Raw genomic sequence first — 14739 nt, forward strand, 5'->3', positions numbered from 1 at the left:
GATCAGGTTACGAATATCCGGGTTTCATCGTTTCGGTCTTTACGAGTCGGGCGGGCGCAGTCCGGTATGTCGTTGAAGCGGATCATCCTGCCTTCTCGGGCATGTTGCACATTTTCAATGGCGATCAGCTAGAGCCCCGCTGAGCTGAAACAGGCCAGCACCAAGTAAGCTTTTCGAGTACCGCATGACTATCAAGAGCATAGATCGAAGAAATGCGGATGGCGTCTTACCTGCGAGAACGGCCTGAGTTCAGAATAACGCCGACAGGTGACTGACTCATCGGTGAGTCTTTCGTGTGTTGGAACAAAGTTTGAGCTGTTTTTTCGTTTGCTGAATGGAGAAGCACAGATGAAGCCCTTCTTGATCGCGTTCGCTGCCGCACTTGCAAGCAACACTTTCGCCCTTGCTGACACCCCCGTGACACCCACAGAGGCCGAGAAGATCAGGGCTGCCTTGGAAGTTTTTGGCTGCACGGGCGGCAAGATGGAAAAGGAGACCGAAGGCAGCGGCTACTTTGAAGTCGATGACGCCAAGTGCAAGGACGGGCAGTTCGACATCAAGCTCGACAAGGACTTCAAGATAATCTCGATGACCCGCGACTGAGCATTCGAGACCTGTTCCGCAGTCGCACTTTCGAAACATCGGTGGACGGCTCAGCGATGTCCGAGTCGGGCCAAATCGGCGGTCTAGGCCGCTGCAAGCCGCTTCCGGTCTACACTCGACAGCCGACGCTTGGACGAGCATCGAGCTAGGCAGCATCGGGCCATGAACGGACTCATGCACTGCAGCAGCCAACCCAAGCATCGCACGATGTCTAGACCATAGCACGCGGAACGGTCGCTAGCGTGAGCGCCAGCTCTCGGTTCCGCGATGCTGCGGCACGGGTTGGCACCTCTGACGACTCATCGCTCTTCCGGTGATCGCCCCCGGGACCGGCGTCTTCGATGTGCCTTGCTATTCTGGTAAACCGGCTGCGCGCAGAGCGTCGCTGAGAGGCAGAGCGATCGCTGGCACGGGATCGGTCGCCGCGCACCACTCGGCGATACTGAAACCGGGCTGAAGTGCGAGTACCCGCGAGGCGGCGGCCTTCGCGTCGTCGATCTGCCCGAGCTTTGCGAGCGCCGCCGCCAGGAACATATGGGAAATGCTGAAGCCGGGATTATGCGGGATCGACTTACGGGCCGCGCTCATCGCCTGCTCGAAGCGCCCGGCCTGGAAATGAGCGAGGAACATCCCATGGCAGGCCACAAAGCTCCAGGGGTCTAACGGGCTCAGGCGCAGGCCTCGCTCGCCCCATTCGATCGCGCGCTCCACGTCGCCGGCAAAGCCAAGTTGGATGCTGCCGAGAATGTAAGCAAAAGCCGAGGACGGGCTCAACACTATTGCGGCCTCGAACGCCTCCCGCGCGGCGGCACGGTCATGCTCGATCATGCCCACGTTGAACCCTCCCAAGGTCAGCGCCGTGGCATCGTCGCGGCCGTAGGCGATGGCAGCATGGGCGTGGCGGATCGCCCCCTGTCGATGCTCGTCGCGCCTTCCGGCGCGCACAAACAGATTTTCATAGCAAAACGCCGCATGACCGTGTGCTAGCGCGTAGTCGGGTTCAAGGGTGAGCGCGCGTTCCAGTAAGGGCAGAGCCCGCAAGGCGGTTTCCGGCATCCCGGCAACGACAAGAGGCGTTGCGCGCAGCACCAAGTCGTAAGCATCCAGGTTGTCCGGCCGCTTGCGTTTGACGCGCTCCACCTCAGCTTGGCGCAGGCTCGGTTCGATGGTGGCGACAACATTCATTGTCATTTCGTCTTGCAGCGCGAAAACATCGTCCATTGCGCGGTCGTAGCGCTCGGCCCAGATATGCCGGCCGGTCTCCGCCTCGATCAGCTGGCCGGTGATGCGGACGCGGGCCGCCGCCTTGCGCACGCTGCCTTCGAGCACATAGCGCACGCCGAGTTCGCGTCCGACCTGGCGAATGTCGGGAGATTGGCCCTTGTAAGCGAAGCTTGAATTTCGCGCGATCACAAACAACCATTTGATGCGCGACAGGCCGGTGATGATATCCTCAACCATGCCGTCGACAAAATAATCCTGCTCCGCATCGCCGCTCATGTTCTGGAACGGCAACACCGCGATCGACGGTCGGTCAGGTAGCGAGAGCAGCCCCGTTGCCGGATTATTCTCTGCTATGCTGCGCACCTCGGCGTGCTTGTCGACGCGATAGACGTGCACCGGCCGTGCGATGTTCTTAACGGTGTGTTCGCCCCTATCCACGAACCCGATCGGCAGCTTTTCACCGACCTGCTCGCGCACTGAGGCGCTGACGCAGATCTCGCCGGGCTCGGCCAGAGCCTCAAGCCGGGCGGCGACGTTGACGCCGTCACCGAAGATGTCGCCTTCGTCGAGGATGATGTCGCCGAGATTAATGCCGATCCGAAAGCGGATGCGCTGCCCTTCGGAGATGTTGGCGTTACGGTCCTCCATCCCCTGCTGCATGACCACCGCGCAACGCACGGCGTCGACGACCGAGGCGAACTCGATCAGCATGCCGTCACCGGTCGTCTTGACGATGCGCCCCTGGTGCTGGGTAATTAGCGGGTCGATCAGCTCTCGGCGATGGCTCTTGAGGGCCGCGAGCGTCCCTTCCTCATCCGAGCCCATGAGGCGTGAATACGCGGCGACATCGGCGCAGAAGATCGCTGCCAACCTCCTCTCAACACGCTCTTCCACCACGATGGTTCCCTGAAAAAGGACACTCTACCAGCTTCGTCAGAAGGCGTCACGACAAGTGTACCACCGTTTTGAGAACCGTCGACCGGTTTCATTCCTTGACATGCGACAGGTCTCCCAATGAGGTCGGCGGCGCGGATGCGCCGTTCCCGCAGTCAGCGCGATGGCGAGTAACTGGTCGCTTCGGCGGAAAGTAAACATTGCCGCAGCTGTTTGCCCAATCTGCGCTGTGTTACGACCAAGATCCTCCGTATTCCGTCTAAGGGAAAGCACATAATGGCTAAGGTCACACCCGATCCGATCATGGAGATCGCCATGGGCTTCATGGCTGCGAAGCATTTGTTTGTCGCTAGTGAAATCGGATTGTTCACTGGTCTCGCGCAGGGTCCGGCAACGCTCGACGAACTCGCCGCGACATGTGGCATCCCGCGGCGAACCGCCGGTATCAGCGCCGATGCGATGGTAAGCGTCGGCCTCTTGGAGCGTGATGGCGAGCACTATCGCAACAGTGAGGCCGCGGCGGCCTTTCTCGCCGGACGGTCCGGCCTTGACCTACGGCCGATGCTGCGCTTCTGGAACCGCATCAGCTACCCAGGCTGGCTTACTCTGGAAGAAGCGGTGCGCGCCGGCGCAGGGCGGGCGAAGTTCGGCCAATTCAGCCCCGAGGAACAGCAGATCTTTTCGGCCGGGGTGGAAGCCTTTTCGGCGACGACGGCAGCGGCACTGGCAGCCAATTACGACTTTTCGCAGCATCGCCGACTGCTTGATATTGGAGGCGGGACCGGCTCGTTCTTGATCGCCGTCCTGCGACGGCACGCGGCAATGCACGGCACTCTATTCGAGTTGCCTGGCGCTTGCGAGGTGGCGCGTCGACGGCTCGCGGGAGAGCCTGAGGGAGCCCGGATCGACGTGGTCGAGGGCGATCTGGTCAGCGATCCGCTGCCTCCGGGACATGACGTTCTGTTGCTCGCCAATACAGTCCATGTGCTCTCCGCCGCGCACAATGTTGACCTGCTACGCAAGTTGCGCGGGCACGCGGCGCAGGGAACGCACCTGCTGCTCGTCGATCTTTGGATGGATTCGGATCACACGCAGCCTCTGGCCGCGCCCCTCATGTCGGGGGAGTTCTTGATCATCTCGGGTGAGGGTCAGGCCTATGGCGAAGACGATGCCGAGGCGTGGTTGCGCGAGACCGGCTGGCACAAGGCAGAGAGGCGGCCACTCGTCGGCCCACATAGCGTGATCATCGCCCAGGCGATCTGACTGTGGGGCAGTCGGCGCTCTCAGGCACCGCCGAAGACGGGGCCACGCACAACCCGATTTTGATGCTGTGGACGGCTCCTCCTACGGCGCATGAGCGCCATGGATGTAGGTGGTGTTAAGGCCCCACGATTCGGAGGAGCCAGAGATGCAAACGGTACCAGCACCTATGGCAGGCCGCGCCGAACGCAATATCGAGTGAGCCACCAAGTCGGCTCAGGGTCAATCGCGTCGATCTCGCCGACGGGGTGAGGTCCGCTTTACCGTCAGCAGCCGACAGGTGGACGAACGCCCGATTTCGTCGGTATAGGCCAGAAGCTGCCCTTCCTCCGCAGTCAACTCGTGACGTTTCACCGCGCCCCCTGCACATCATTTTGAGGTAGGCTGGAGTACCTAACGCTCAGAGGACCGTGGAGCGGGAGGAGCCCATGGACGTCGCTACCTGGCTGCGTGGTCTGGGGATGGGACAGTACGAGCAGGCGTTCCGCGAGAACGACGTCGACGCTGAGATCCTTGCCGATCTCACGGCCGAGGATCTGATCGGACTCGGCGTGAGTTCGATCGGCCATCGCCGAAAGTTGCTCGCGGCGATAACAGCTCTGCGCGCCAGCTCAGTTCCGGCAACGACACCTCCCATAACCGCACCCGCCGCGGTACCCGGAACGGCCCTGCAGCCGTCTGAGGCCGAGCGGCGCCAGGTCACGGTGATGTTCGTCGACCTGGTTGGCTCGACTGCGCTGGCGTCGCGGCTCGATCCGGAAGAGATGCGCAAGGTCATCCGCGGCTATCAGGACACGGTCGCGGGTGAGATTTCGCGTTACGAGGGGCATGTCGCCAAGTTCATGGGTGACGGTGTCCTGGCCTATTTTGGTTGGCCTAAAGCGCACGAGGACGATGCGGAACGGGCTGCCCGGGCCGGCCTCGCCGTCACTCTATCCGTAGCTGGGCTCGCATCTCCGGGCGGCCAACCGTTGGCCGCGCGCGTCGGCGTCGCGACCGGTCTCGTCGTCGTCGGCGATCTGGTCGGCTCGGGGGAGGCTCAGGAGCGCGACGTCATCGGCGAGACCCCCAATCTCGCCGCGCGGCTGCAGGTACTGGCACGACCCGGACAGGTCGTGATTGCCGAACGCACGTGCCGCCTCCTCGGTAGGCTGTTTGAGGTTGAAGATCTTGGCGAGCGACGGCTGGCTGGCTTTGGCGAGCCGGTGCGCGTTTTTGTGCTGGGGCAAAGCGCAGCGGAGGACCGCTTCGAGGCCCTGCACGGGACAGGGATGGTGCCGCTCGTCGGCCGCGAACAGGAGCTGGCGCTGCTGCTCGACCGGTGGGCACGGGTCCGTGACGGCGAGGGGCAGGTTGTTCTGTTGTCGGGCGAGCCCGGCATCGGCAAGTCGCGCCTAGTCCGTGCGCTGCGCGAGCGTCTCGCAAGGGAGACCTACACGCCGTTAAGTCACTATTGTTCGCCGTTCCATCAGACGAGTCCGCTCTATCCCGTAATCGATCTGCTCGAACGAGCCGCTGGTTTTGCCCGGAATGACGACCCGCTGGAGAAGCTCGATAAGCTGGAGGCGCTCATCGCCGCGGCAACCCGGGACGTCGCCGGGGCCGCGCCGGTACTCGCCACGCTGCTGTCGATCCCGATCGCCGACCGCTATCCACCGCTCGAGCTAAGCCCAGAGCAGCAGAAGCGGCGCACCTTCGAGGCGCTCATGGATCAACTGACGGGACTGGCCGCGCACCGGCCAGTGTTGGCCGTCTATGAGGATGTGCATTGGGCCGATCCGACCACGCTGGAATGGCTGGAGTCGGCGATCGAGCGCGTGCAGACTCTGCCCATCCTGGTGCTTATCACCTGCCGTCCCGAGTTTTCCCCGCGCTGGACTGGCCACGCGCATCTCACGCTGCTGACTCTCAGCCGCCTCGGGCGCCGGCAGGGCACGTCCCTGATCGAACAGCTGACGGGCGGCAAGGCACTGCCCACGGAAGTGCTCGCACAGGTCTTGGCCCGGACAGATGGGGTGCCGTTGTTCGTCGAGGAGCTGACTAAGACAGTCCTAGAGTCCGGCATGCTGGCTGAGCAAAGCGACCGCTACATTCTCAGCGGTCCCCTGCCGCCGCTCGCGATCCCGGCCACGCTGCACGACAGCCTCATGGCTCGCCTCGACCGGTTCGCTCCCGTCAAGCAAGTGGCGCAAATCGCGGCCTGCATCGGTCGGGAGTTCTCTATAGCGCGACAATCAGGATGAGAGCGGCGCGTCAATCAAGATGAGACGAGGCGGCCGAGTCAGGAGATAATTGACGCTGGCCGCCGGCTTGGCAAGCGTTGATTGACGCTGCGCGACAATCAAGCGGCGCTGCCAGCGTCAATCGCAGTCTTGTCGAGTTCGTTGGGGGTAGTGTGAACAGGCGGCCGGCCTGGACCGCGCTTGCGATCGAGGGCAACTTTTCGACGGTAACTTTCGACGTTCATCTCGAGGATCGTGGCGTGGTGGACCAAACGATCGATGGCAGCCAACGTCATTGCTTGGTCCGGGAAGATACGCCCCCATTCGCCAAATGGCTGATTGGCCGTGATCAGCAGCGAGCGTCGTTCGTAGCGGGCGGCGATCAACTCGAACAGCACACTGGTTTCCGCCTGATCCTTGCTCACATATGTGATGTCGTCGAGGATCAGGAGGTCATAGCGATCGAGTTTGCCGATCGCGGACTCCAGCGCCAGCTCGCGCCGCGCGACCTGCAGCCGTTGCACCAGATCAGTGGTGCGCGCGAAGAGAACGCGCCAACCGTTCTCGACGAGAGCCAGGCCGATCGCCGCGCCGAGATGGGTCTTGCCGCCGCCCGGTGGACCGAACAAGAGCAAATTGGCGCCGGCCTTCAACCAGGCGTCGCCGGCAGCGAGCGCCATCGCCTGTGCCTTTGATAGCATCGGCACGCTCTCGAAGTCGAAGGTGGCGAGCGTCTTGCCGGCGGGCAAACGCGCTTCCACCATGTGTCGCTCGATCCGACGGCGGGTACGATCGGATGCCTCGTGCTCGGCAAGGGCGGCGAGGAAGCGGGCGGCAGGCCACCCTTCCTTGTCCGACTGTGCGGCGAGCTTCGGCCAGATCGCCTTGACGCCCGGCAGGCGGAGCTCATTGAGAAGCAACTCGACACGAGCAGCATCGACGGAGGTGGCGATGCTGGTCATGCTGCCTCTCCCAGATTCGAGCGGCCCGACATGACGCTGACGGAGGCGAGTTCATCGTAGACGTCGAGCGGCGCCAGCTTGACGGCGACGCGCGGGATCGAGGCCGCCTCGGGTCGGAAGCGGTCGCGCAGCGCGGCAAGATCGGGTAACTGTCCGGCGTCCAGATCCATCGCGATCGCCTTGGCGAGCTCGGCTTCGCAGGCTCGCTCGTGGGCCAGCGCTAGAAGTTCGACCGTCACCTTGCAGGCGCGCCGATCGTCACCGTGCTCCCGCAAGGTCTCGAACAGGCGTCTGTAAGCGGCGCGCGGGAAGAGCTGGTCGCGATAGACGAGGTTGAGGAGCGCCATCGGCTTGCGCCGCAGGGCATGGATGACGTGCCGATAATCGACGACATGCCCGCCCTGGCTCTCCGACACAGGCCGACCGCGCCGCAACGTCACAACCGGCGTGACGCCGAGGAAGCATTCGAGCCGGTCGTCGAAGATGCGCACACGCAGGCGATGGCCAATCAGCCTTGAAGGAACGGTGTAGAACACGCGCCGCAGGATGAAGCCGCCTGACGACGTCACCGGGATCACTTTCTCGTCGAAGTCGGTCGTGCGGCCTTTCGGCAGCGGCGCCAATGCCTCCTTCTCGAGCGCGATCGGCTTGGCGAGATTGGCGTTGCGCCGGCCGACAATCTCGTCGACAAAAGCCCGGTAGGCATCGAGACTGGCGAAGTCGCGCGTCCCCCGCAGCAACAGCGCATCTTCCAGTGCGCGCTTGAGATGGCCGTGCGCACTCTCGATCGAGCCGTTCTCGTGTGCAATGCCCGCATTGTTGCGTGTTGGTGCCATGCCATAGTGGCCCATCAGCGCAGCGTAGCGCTGTGTCAGATCCTCACGCGCGTCAGCCGCCAGATTGCGGAACGCCGCCGATAGGCTGTCGCTGCGATGCTCCCGTGGAACGCCGCCAAGCGCCCACAGGGCGTTCTGCAAGCCCTCCGCCAGGGCGACGAAGCTTTCGCCCCCGAGCACGACATGGGCATGCTCGAAGCCGGAGAACGCCAACCGGAAGTGATAGAGCCGGTGATCGAGTGGCTCACCTACGATGGTAATGCCGAGCGCGCTCACGTCGGTGAAGTCGGACAGACCCAGCCGCCCGGGCTCGTGCTCTTGGCGGAAGATCACGTCCTGTTCGGGGCCGTTGAGCGCCCGCCACGCATTGATGCGCCGCTCCAGCGTGCGTCGGATGTTGGGGTTGAGGTCGCGATGCCGCCGGCGCAGTTCGTCCAGCACACCGATCACGCGGATGCCGGGAGCAGCCTTCAGGATCGGAACGATCTCGGCGTCCCAATAGGGCGCGAGTGGATCGGATCGTCGCCGGCCCCTCGGCGCCTTCTTCTGCGATGGCGGGCGCGCATCGCCCTCAATCCGATACGCACTCGCTTTCGAGAACCCCGCCTTGGCCGCGGCCGCTTCGGGGGACAATGTCAGTCGGTAGGTCATGTACAGCCTCATCTGGTGGTCGGTGATGTGAAGGCCAGGCAAGGCATCGATTCCCTCTTGTCGAGACGAATCAAAAGCTTGCACCAGCCCCGCCCAGCCGCCAGACGGGTCCAAAAACGCGCGACGCCGATGGGGACGGTCCTCCGGTCGGGCTACGCCCTCCCTTCGGTCCGTCCCCATCGGCGCAGTCTCACCTTGATTGTCGCTGGAGTCTCACCCTGATCGCCGCCGCGCAGTTCTCCTACGACTTGGTCTCCATGACCGCCCCTCTGAGTGAGGCCACGCTGCAAGATGCACTCAAAGGATTGTGTGCTTCGGAACTTGTATTCTGCCGCGGCACACCGCCGAACGCGACTTACCGCTTCAAGCACGCGCTCGTGCATGAGGTGGCTTATCGCAGCTTGCTGCGGAGCCGTCGCCAGCAGCTTCATGCGAGGATTGCCGCCGTGCTGGAAGAGCATTTTCCGGAATCTGCTGAGACCGAGCCCGAGCTGCTCGGCCATCACTATGCGGAGGCGGGGCTGAAAGAGCGGGCCGTCGCTTACCTCCAGAGGGCGGGCGCACGAGCCCTGGAGCGCTCGGCCTACCTGGAGGCGATCAGTCACTTGGCCCGCGGATTGGAGCTGCTCGAGGCTTCTCCAGACTCCACCGAACGCGCGCAACGCGAGCTAGAACTGCAATTGGCGCTCGGATCGGCGCTGATGGCGACCAAGGGCTATGCCGCGCCGGAGGTGGAGCAGGCCTATGTTCGGGCAAGGGCGTTGTGTAGCCACATCGAACTCACGCCCCAGCTTTTCCCGGTGCTGCACGGCCTGTACAGGATCTATCACGTCCGCGGCGATCTGATCGCGGCGCGCGAGGTCGGGGAGCAGCTCACCGAGCTGGGGCAGAGCCTGGGCGATCAGACCCTGCTCGTGGAGGCCCACCGAGCTCATGGCGTGCCCTTGCTCTGGCTTGGAGAGGTAGCTCTCGCCCGCGCCAAACTGGAGGAAGGGACAGCACTCTACGATGCGAAGCTGCTGCGGTCGCATGCCTACACCTACGGCATTGATCCTGGCGTCGTCTGTCTTTCTTATGCAGCTCTCGCCTGGTGGTTTCTGGGCTTTGCCGATCATGCCCTCGATAGAAGCCAGCGAGCGCTCGCTTTGGCTGACGAACTCTCGCATCCTCACAGCCGCGCTTTGGCGTTGGTCTGGGCCGCATGGCTGCGCCAGTTCCGCCGCGAAGTGCCCAGCACAGAAGAAATGGCACAGGCAGCCATCCGGCTCTGTAGCGAGCACGGCTATCCCCTCTGGAGGCCGATGGGGGCGATCTTGCACGGTTGGGCGCTGAGCGAAAGCGGACAGAAGCCTGACGAGTGTATCGCGCAAATGCGGCAGGGGCTGGCCGATCTCCGCGCGACAGGCGCTGGACTCTGGCAGCCGTGTTTTCTCGCCCTGATTGCCGAAACATGTGAAAAAGCGAACCGGATCGATGAGGGGCTCACGGTTCTCGCCCAGGGACTCGGCATTGTTCAGGAACGGGCGGAACGCTTTTACGAGGCCGAGCTGCATCGGCTTAGGGGCGAATTGCTGCTTCGCCGCAGTCCAGCAAACGGTCCGGCTTGTGAGGCTTGCTTTCGAACGGCGCTCGCGATCGCGCGCAATCAGCAAGCCAAGTCCCTCGAGCTCCGCGCCGCGACCTCGCTCGCTCGGTTCTGGGCCGAACGCGGCGAGCGACACAATGCGCTGGATCTCCTCACGGGAATCTGCGGCTGGTTCACCGAAGGCTTCGATACCGTCGACCTCCAGGAGGCCCGAGCCCTACTGAGTGAGTTGGGCGGTCACGGCCTCAACTCGTAAATTTGCCGGGGGTGGCGCGGCCCATTGACTACGTCGAACTGCTAAAGGTCCGAGTTGGGTCAATCGCGTCGATCTCGCCGACGGGGGTGAGGTCCGCTTTACCGTCAGCAGCCGACAGGTGGACGAACGCCCGATTTCGTCGGTATGGGCCAAAGGACTAAACCGCTCGCGCGGTAGGACCCCGGGGCTGGCGACACAGCCAAGACGATAGCGCGACGGGGCGTCCTGTCTTGAGATGAGGGGTTCGCAACCTTCATCCAAGACAGGAGCATCCCCATGACCGACGAGGCAATGAGCCCGTTGCGCCGGCGCATGATCGAGGACATGACGATCCGCAAGCTCGCGCCGAAGACCCAACATGACTACGTGCAAAGAATCAAGAACTTCGCCGCGTTTCTCGGGCGCTCGCCGGATACGGCGACCTTCGAGGACGTGCGCCGCTATCAGCTACATCTGACGGCAAGCGGCGTTGGCGTGCCGACCATCAACCAGACCGTCTCGACGCTGCGGTTCTTCTTTCGGGTCACGCTCAAGCGCCACGAGATCGTCGAACACACCCATGTCATTCACGAGCCGCGCAAGCTGCCGGTGGTGCTCAGCGTCGAGGAAGTGGCGCGGCTGCTCGATGCCGCGCCGGGGCTGAAGTACAAGGCGGCCTTGAGCGTGGCCTACGGCGCTGGCCTGCGCGCCACTGAAGTGGTCTCGCTCAAGGTCTCCGATATCGACAGCAAGCGCATGATCATCCGCGTCGAGCAGGGCAAGGGCGGCAAGGACCGTCACGTCATGCTATCGCCGAGCCTGCTGGACCTGCTGCGGGCCTGGTGGAAGGCGGCGCGTCCGCAGGGTTGGCTGTTCCCGGGACGCGATCCGGCGCAGCCGATGACCACGCGCCAGCTCAATCGCGCCTGTCACGCCGCTGCGCAAATGGCGGAGATCAACAAGCGCGTCTCGCTGCACACCTTGCGGCACAGCTTCGCTACCCACCTCCTGGAGCAGAACATCGATGTCCGCGTGATCCAGGTGCTGCTCGGTCATGCCAAGCTCGACACCACGGCGCTGTATACCCGCGTCGCGACCAAGACGATCAGCGAGGTCATGAGCCCGCTGGAGCACATCGCGCTCAAACTCAAGGAGATCCGGCCGCCCGGCTGACGCCAAAGCGGTGTCGCGCCCGGCTTTGGAGGTTGCGGATATCTTCCGCGACCATGGCCCGGCATGGCGCAAGGCCCATGCCGGCCATGTCAGCCTCCACCAGCTCAAGGTGATGTCGGCGATCGAGCGCTGCCGCACGGCAGCCCTCGGCGGCCATGTCGCGCGCTGTGAGGACTGCGCCTATACGACCATCGCCTACAACTCCTGCCGCAACCGGCACTGCCCGAAGTGCCAGGGCGCCGCCGCGAAGGAATGGCTTGCCGACCGCGCGGCCGAGCTGCTGCCGGTGCCGTACTATCATGTGGTGTTCACGCTGCCGGCGGCCATCGCCGACATCGCTTACCAGAACAAGACCGTCCTCTACGACCTCTTGTTCAAGGTCTCGGCCGAGACCATGCTGACGATCGCCGCCGATCCGAAGCATTTGGGGGCCAGGATCGGCATTACCTCCGTGCTGCACACCTGGGGCTCGGCGCTCACCCATCACCCGCATGTGCACATGATCGTGCCGGGCGGCGGCATCTCGCTGGACAATAAGCGCTGGATATCGTGCCGGCCGGGCTTCTTGCTGCCGGTGCGCGTACTCTCCCGCCTGTTCCGGCGCGTGTTCCTGGAGAAGCTCGTCGCTGCCCACCAAGCCGGCCGCCTCAGCTTCTTCGGCGATTACGCCCACCTCGCCGAGGCGCAATCCTTCGCAGCTTACCTCACCCCGCTGCGCAAGGCCGAGTGGGTCGTCTACGCCAAGCGGCCGTTCGGCGGTCCCGAGGCAGTGCTGGCCTATCTGTCGCGCTACACCCACCGTGTTGCCATCGCCAACAGCCGCCTGATTGCCTGCGACCAGCGTGGCGTCACCTTCAAGTGGAAGGACTATCGCATCGAGGGCCGTGATCGCTACAAGCAGATGACGCTCGGGACCTTCGAGTTCATCCGCCGCTTCCTCATCCACGTGCTGCCACGCGGCTTCCACCGCATCCGCCACTACGGCCTGTTCGCCAAAGGCGCTTGCGCCGATAACATCGCCCGCGCCCGTGAGCTGCTCGCCGTTGCAAAACCTCAAGATGAGCCCACCGCTGCCGCCATCGATCCCAGCAAGCCGAGCTGTCCGTGCTGCGGCGGTCGCATGATCGTCATCGAGGTCTTCGCGCGCGGTGCAACGTCACGGTACCAGCCAACAGGTCCTCAGAGCGTCATCAGGATCGACACCTCATGACCGCGTCAAAGTCCTACAAATCTGCTCGTTACACGCGCCGGCTCTCGACCGGCCACGGCAGAGTGCACTCAGATGTAAAGCTGTCGTCTAAAATCGCCCGACAATTTGCTGCGTTCGACGCAATCTGTCGCTCTTCCATCAGCCGCGGCATCGTCAGCCAGCTTGCTGCGTCGGCTCGATCCCAATCGCACGCTCCGCCCGCGGCGCTCAAATCCCCATAGCGCACGCCGCACCACCAACGTATCCCCTCCCGCGGTTTCCTCCCTTGGAGGCTTTCGGACGCCGACCCTCGGAGCCCGCGGCACCGTCAATCATTGGGCCGGCATCCGAAACCCTTCACAGAAGGCGACATTGGCGGCCCGGACTCGATCTCTATTTGGTGCGCACCGCGGGTCAGCTCAGGCGCACCCCGGGTCAGCACAGTTGACGTTTCAACTTAGCGCATGACCGAAAGTCAAAGCGCGTTTGGCGCTGCGCTCTGATCCGTTTAGAGTATGGTGGGTCGGTGGGGCCTGGTGCGGCCATGGTGCAAGAGCGGGTCCGAGTCGAGCGAAGATTATCAGCGATCTTGGCCGCCGACGTGGCCGGCTATTCTCGGCTCATGCACAATGACGAAGAGGCGACACACGCCAAGCTGACGGCCCTTCTCGCCGGAGGTATCGAGCCCGCAATTGCGCAGCACGGCGGCCGCATCGTGAAGAACACCGGCGACGGGTTTTTGGCTGAGTTTCCAAGTGCAGTCGAAGCGGTGCGGGCTGCCATGCAATTTCAGTCCCGCATCAACGCACTTACCTGCGACGACGCGGAAGACAGGCGCATTCTCTTCCGTGTGGGGTTCAATATCGGTGACATCATCGTCGAAGCCCATGACATTTTTGGAGACGGCGTCAACATTGCGGCCCGGCTCGAGAGCATCGCCGAACCCGGCGGCATCTGTATCTCTCAGACTGTCTTCAATCACGCGCGCGACAAGGTGCCGTTCGACGTTGAGGAAGCGGGTGAGCCATTGCAGACGCCGAGCTCCGACGCGCCATGCGCAGGCCGCCGGGCAGCCTTGATGCCTGGGCCGCCTATCAGCGCGGCCTGTGGCATCTGGGCAAAGCGACCGCAGAGGACGATGAAAGCGCCGAGAAATTCTTCAGACAGGCGATCGATCTCGACCCGACCTTCAGCGGCAGCTACAGCGCGCTCGCTCTGTACCAGCTGCAAGCGGCCGCGCTCTACCAGAAGATTGGCCTGCGAGACGCGCAACGCTCGGCGGAGGCCTTGGCCCGGCGGGCGGTCGCGCTCGATGGTGCCGATGCCGAAGCCCGTTCGTGCCTTGGCTGGGCCTTGCAAGCACGCGGCGAGGCCGACGATGCGTTGGCGGAGATCGAGCGAGCTCTCTCTATGAGTCCAAATCTGGCGATCGCGCATGGCCATCGAGGCGCGACGCTGATCTTTGCCGGACGGCACAAGGAGGGGGTCATGTCTCTCAACGTGTGTATCAGGCTCGATCCCCGCGATCCCTATCTGGCAGTCCGCTTGTTGCACATTGCGTGCGGTTTATATTTCTGCGGCGAATACGAGGCTTCGATCGAGGCCGCAAAACGCCTGATCCGGTCGTATCCGAATTTTCCGATGATCTACCGCTGGTCCGCGGCGGCGCTGGGCCAGCTTGGCCGCACAGCGGAAGCGAAGGAAGAACTGGAAAAGGCCGTCTCGCGCGCACCGGGGGCCTTAGATATGTATGTCCGCAACAGAGCCCCGTGGTTTCGTCCACAAGACCACGCGCATCTCGTCGACGGTCTGAGTAAGGCCGGATGGAGGGGGTGAGGCTGCATTGAACTGCGGGCCATCCCTTCTGTTTGCAGCGAGTTGTTCGACGTTTCCCGCACGACGTCT

Annotated in this window: 11 protein-coding genes; 7 read left to right on the forward strand and 4 right to left on the reverse strand. The window is 63.4% G+C overall.

All coding sequences use genetic code 11. The features are described 5' to 3' along the window. Positions 1–348 precede the first annotated feature (348 nt). The gene (locus LRP30_RS21155; protein ID WP_249761562.1) at positions 349–603 is read left to right on the forward strand and encodes a hypothetical protein; all 255 of its coding nucleotides are present in this window, start codon (positions 349–351) and stop codon (positions 601–603) included. 351 nt (positions 604–954) lie between these two features. Here LRP30_RS21155 and LRP30_RS21160 read toward each other — a convergent pair whose 3' ends face one another. After that, a complete protein-coding gene (locus LRP30_RS21160; protein WP_249761805.1) occupies positions 955–2652 on the reverse strand; it encodes an adenylate/guanylate cyclase domain-containing protein in 1698 nt (565 codons plus the stop codon). Positions 2653–2997: 345 nt separating this feature from the next. On the opposite strand from LRP30_RS21160, the gene LRP30_RS21165 reads away from it, so the two are divergent. Further along, positions 2998–3984 carry an acetylserotonin O-methyltransferase gene (locus tag LRP30_RS21165; RefSeq protein ID WP_249761563.1) on the forward strand — a complete coding sequence of 329 codons (987 nt, stop codon included), beginning with the start codon at positions 2998–3000 and terminating at the stop codon, positions 3982–3984. Positions 3985–4409: 425 nt separating this feature from the next. Continuing rightward, complete coding sequence (locus tag LRP30_RS21170) at positions 4410–6224, forward strand: AAA family ATPase (RefSeq protein WP_249761564.1); 1815 nt, start codon at positions 4410–4412, stop codon at positions 6222–6224. A gap of 98 nt (positions 6225–6322) precedes the next feature. Here LRP30_RS21170 and istB read toward each other — a convergent pair whose 3' ends face one another. After that, positions 6323–7165, reverse strand: a complete 843-nt coding sequence (gene istB / locus LRP30_RS21175; RefSeq protein WP_249756397.1) for an IS21-like element helper ATPase IstB — start codon at positions 7163–7165, stop codon at positions 6323–6325. Further along, complete coding sequence (istA, locus tag LRP30_RS21180; RefSeq protein WP_249761693.1) at positions 7162–8664, reverse strand: IS21 family transposase; 1503 nt, start codon at positions 8662–8664, stop codon at positions 7162–7164. The genes istB and istA overlap by 4 nt, the downstream gene beginning before the upstream one ends. Positions 8665–8909: 245 nt before the next feature. On the opposite strand from istA, the gene LRP30_RS21185 reads away from it, so the two are divergent. From LRP30_RS21185 to LRP30_RS21195, 3 genes are all read left to right on the forward strand, one after another. Then, positions 8910–10493, forward strand: a complete 1584-nt coding sequence (locus tag LRP30_RS21185) for a hypothetical protein (RefSeq protein ID WP_249761565.1) — start codon at positions 8910–8912, stop codon at positions 10491–10493. A gap of 276 nt (positions 10494–10769) precedes the next feature. After that, entirely contained in the window at positions 10770–11645 is an 876-nt protein-coding gene (locus LRP30_RS21190; protein WP_249757956.1) for a site-specific integrase, read from the forward strand. 10 nt (positions 11646–11655) lie between these two features. Beyond that, positions 11656–12855, forward strand: coding sequence for an IS91 family transposase (locus LRP30_RS21195; protein ID WP_249757957.1), 1200 nt, complete (start codon positions 11656–11658; stop codon positions 12853–12855). A 559-nt stretch (positions 12856–13414) separates the two neighbouring features. On the opposite strand, the gene LRP30_RS21200 is transcribed toward LRP30_RS21195, so the two are convergent. Beyond that, positions 13415–13816 carry a hypothetical protein gene (locus LRP30_RS21200; RefSeq protein WP_249761566.1) on the reverse strand — a complete coding sequence of 134 codons (402 nt, stop codon included), beginning with the start codon at positions 13814–13816 and terminating at the stop codon, positions 13415–13417. A gap of 71 nt (positions 13817–13887) precedes the next feature. Here LRP30_RS21200 and LRP30_RS21205 point away from each other — a divergent pair, with 71 nt between their 5' ends. Next, positions 13888–14670, forward strand: a complete 783-nt coding sequence (locus LRP30_RS21205; protein ID WP_249761567.1) for a hypothetical protein — start codon at positions 13888–13890, stop codon at positions 14668–14670. Positions 14671–14739 lie beyond the last annotated feature (69 nt).

This window comes from Bradyrhizobium sp. C-145, from assembly GCF_023375135.1.
GTDB classification, from domain to species: Bacteria; Pseudomonadota; Alphaproteobacteria; order Rhizobiales; family Xanthobacteraceae; genus Bradyrhizobium; species Bradyrhizobium zhanjiangense.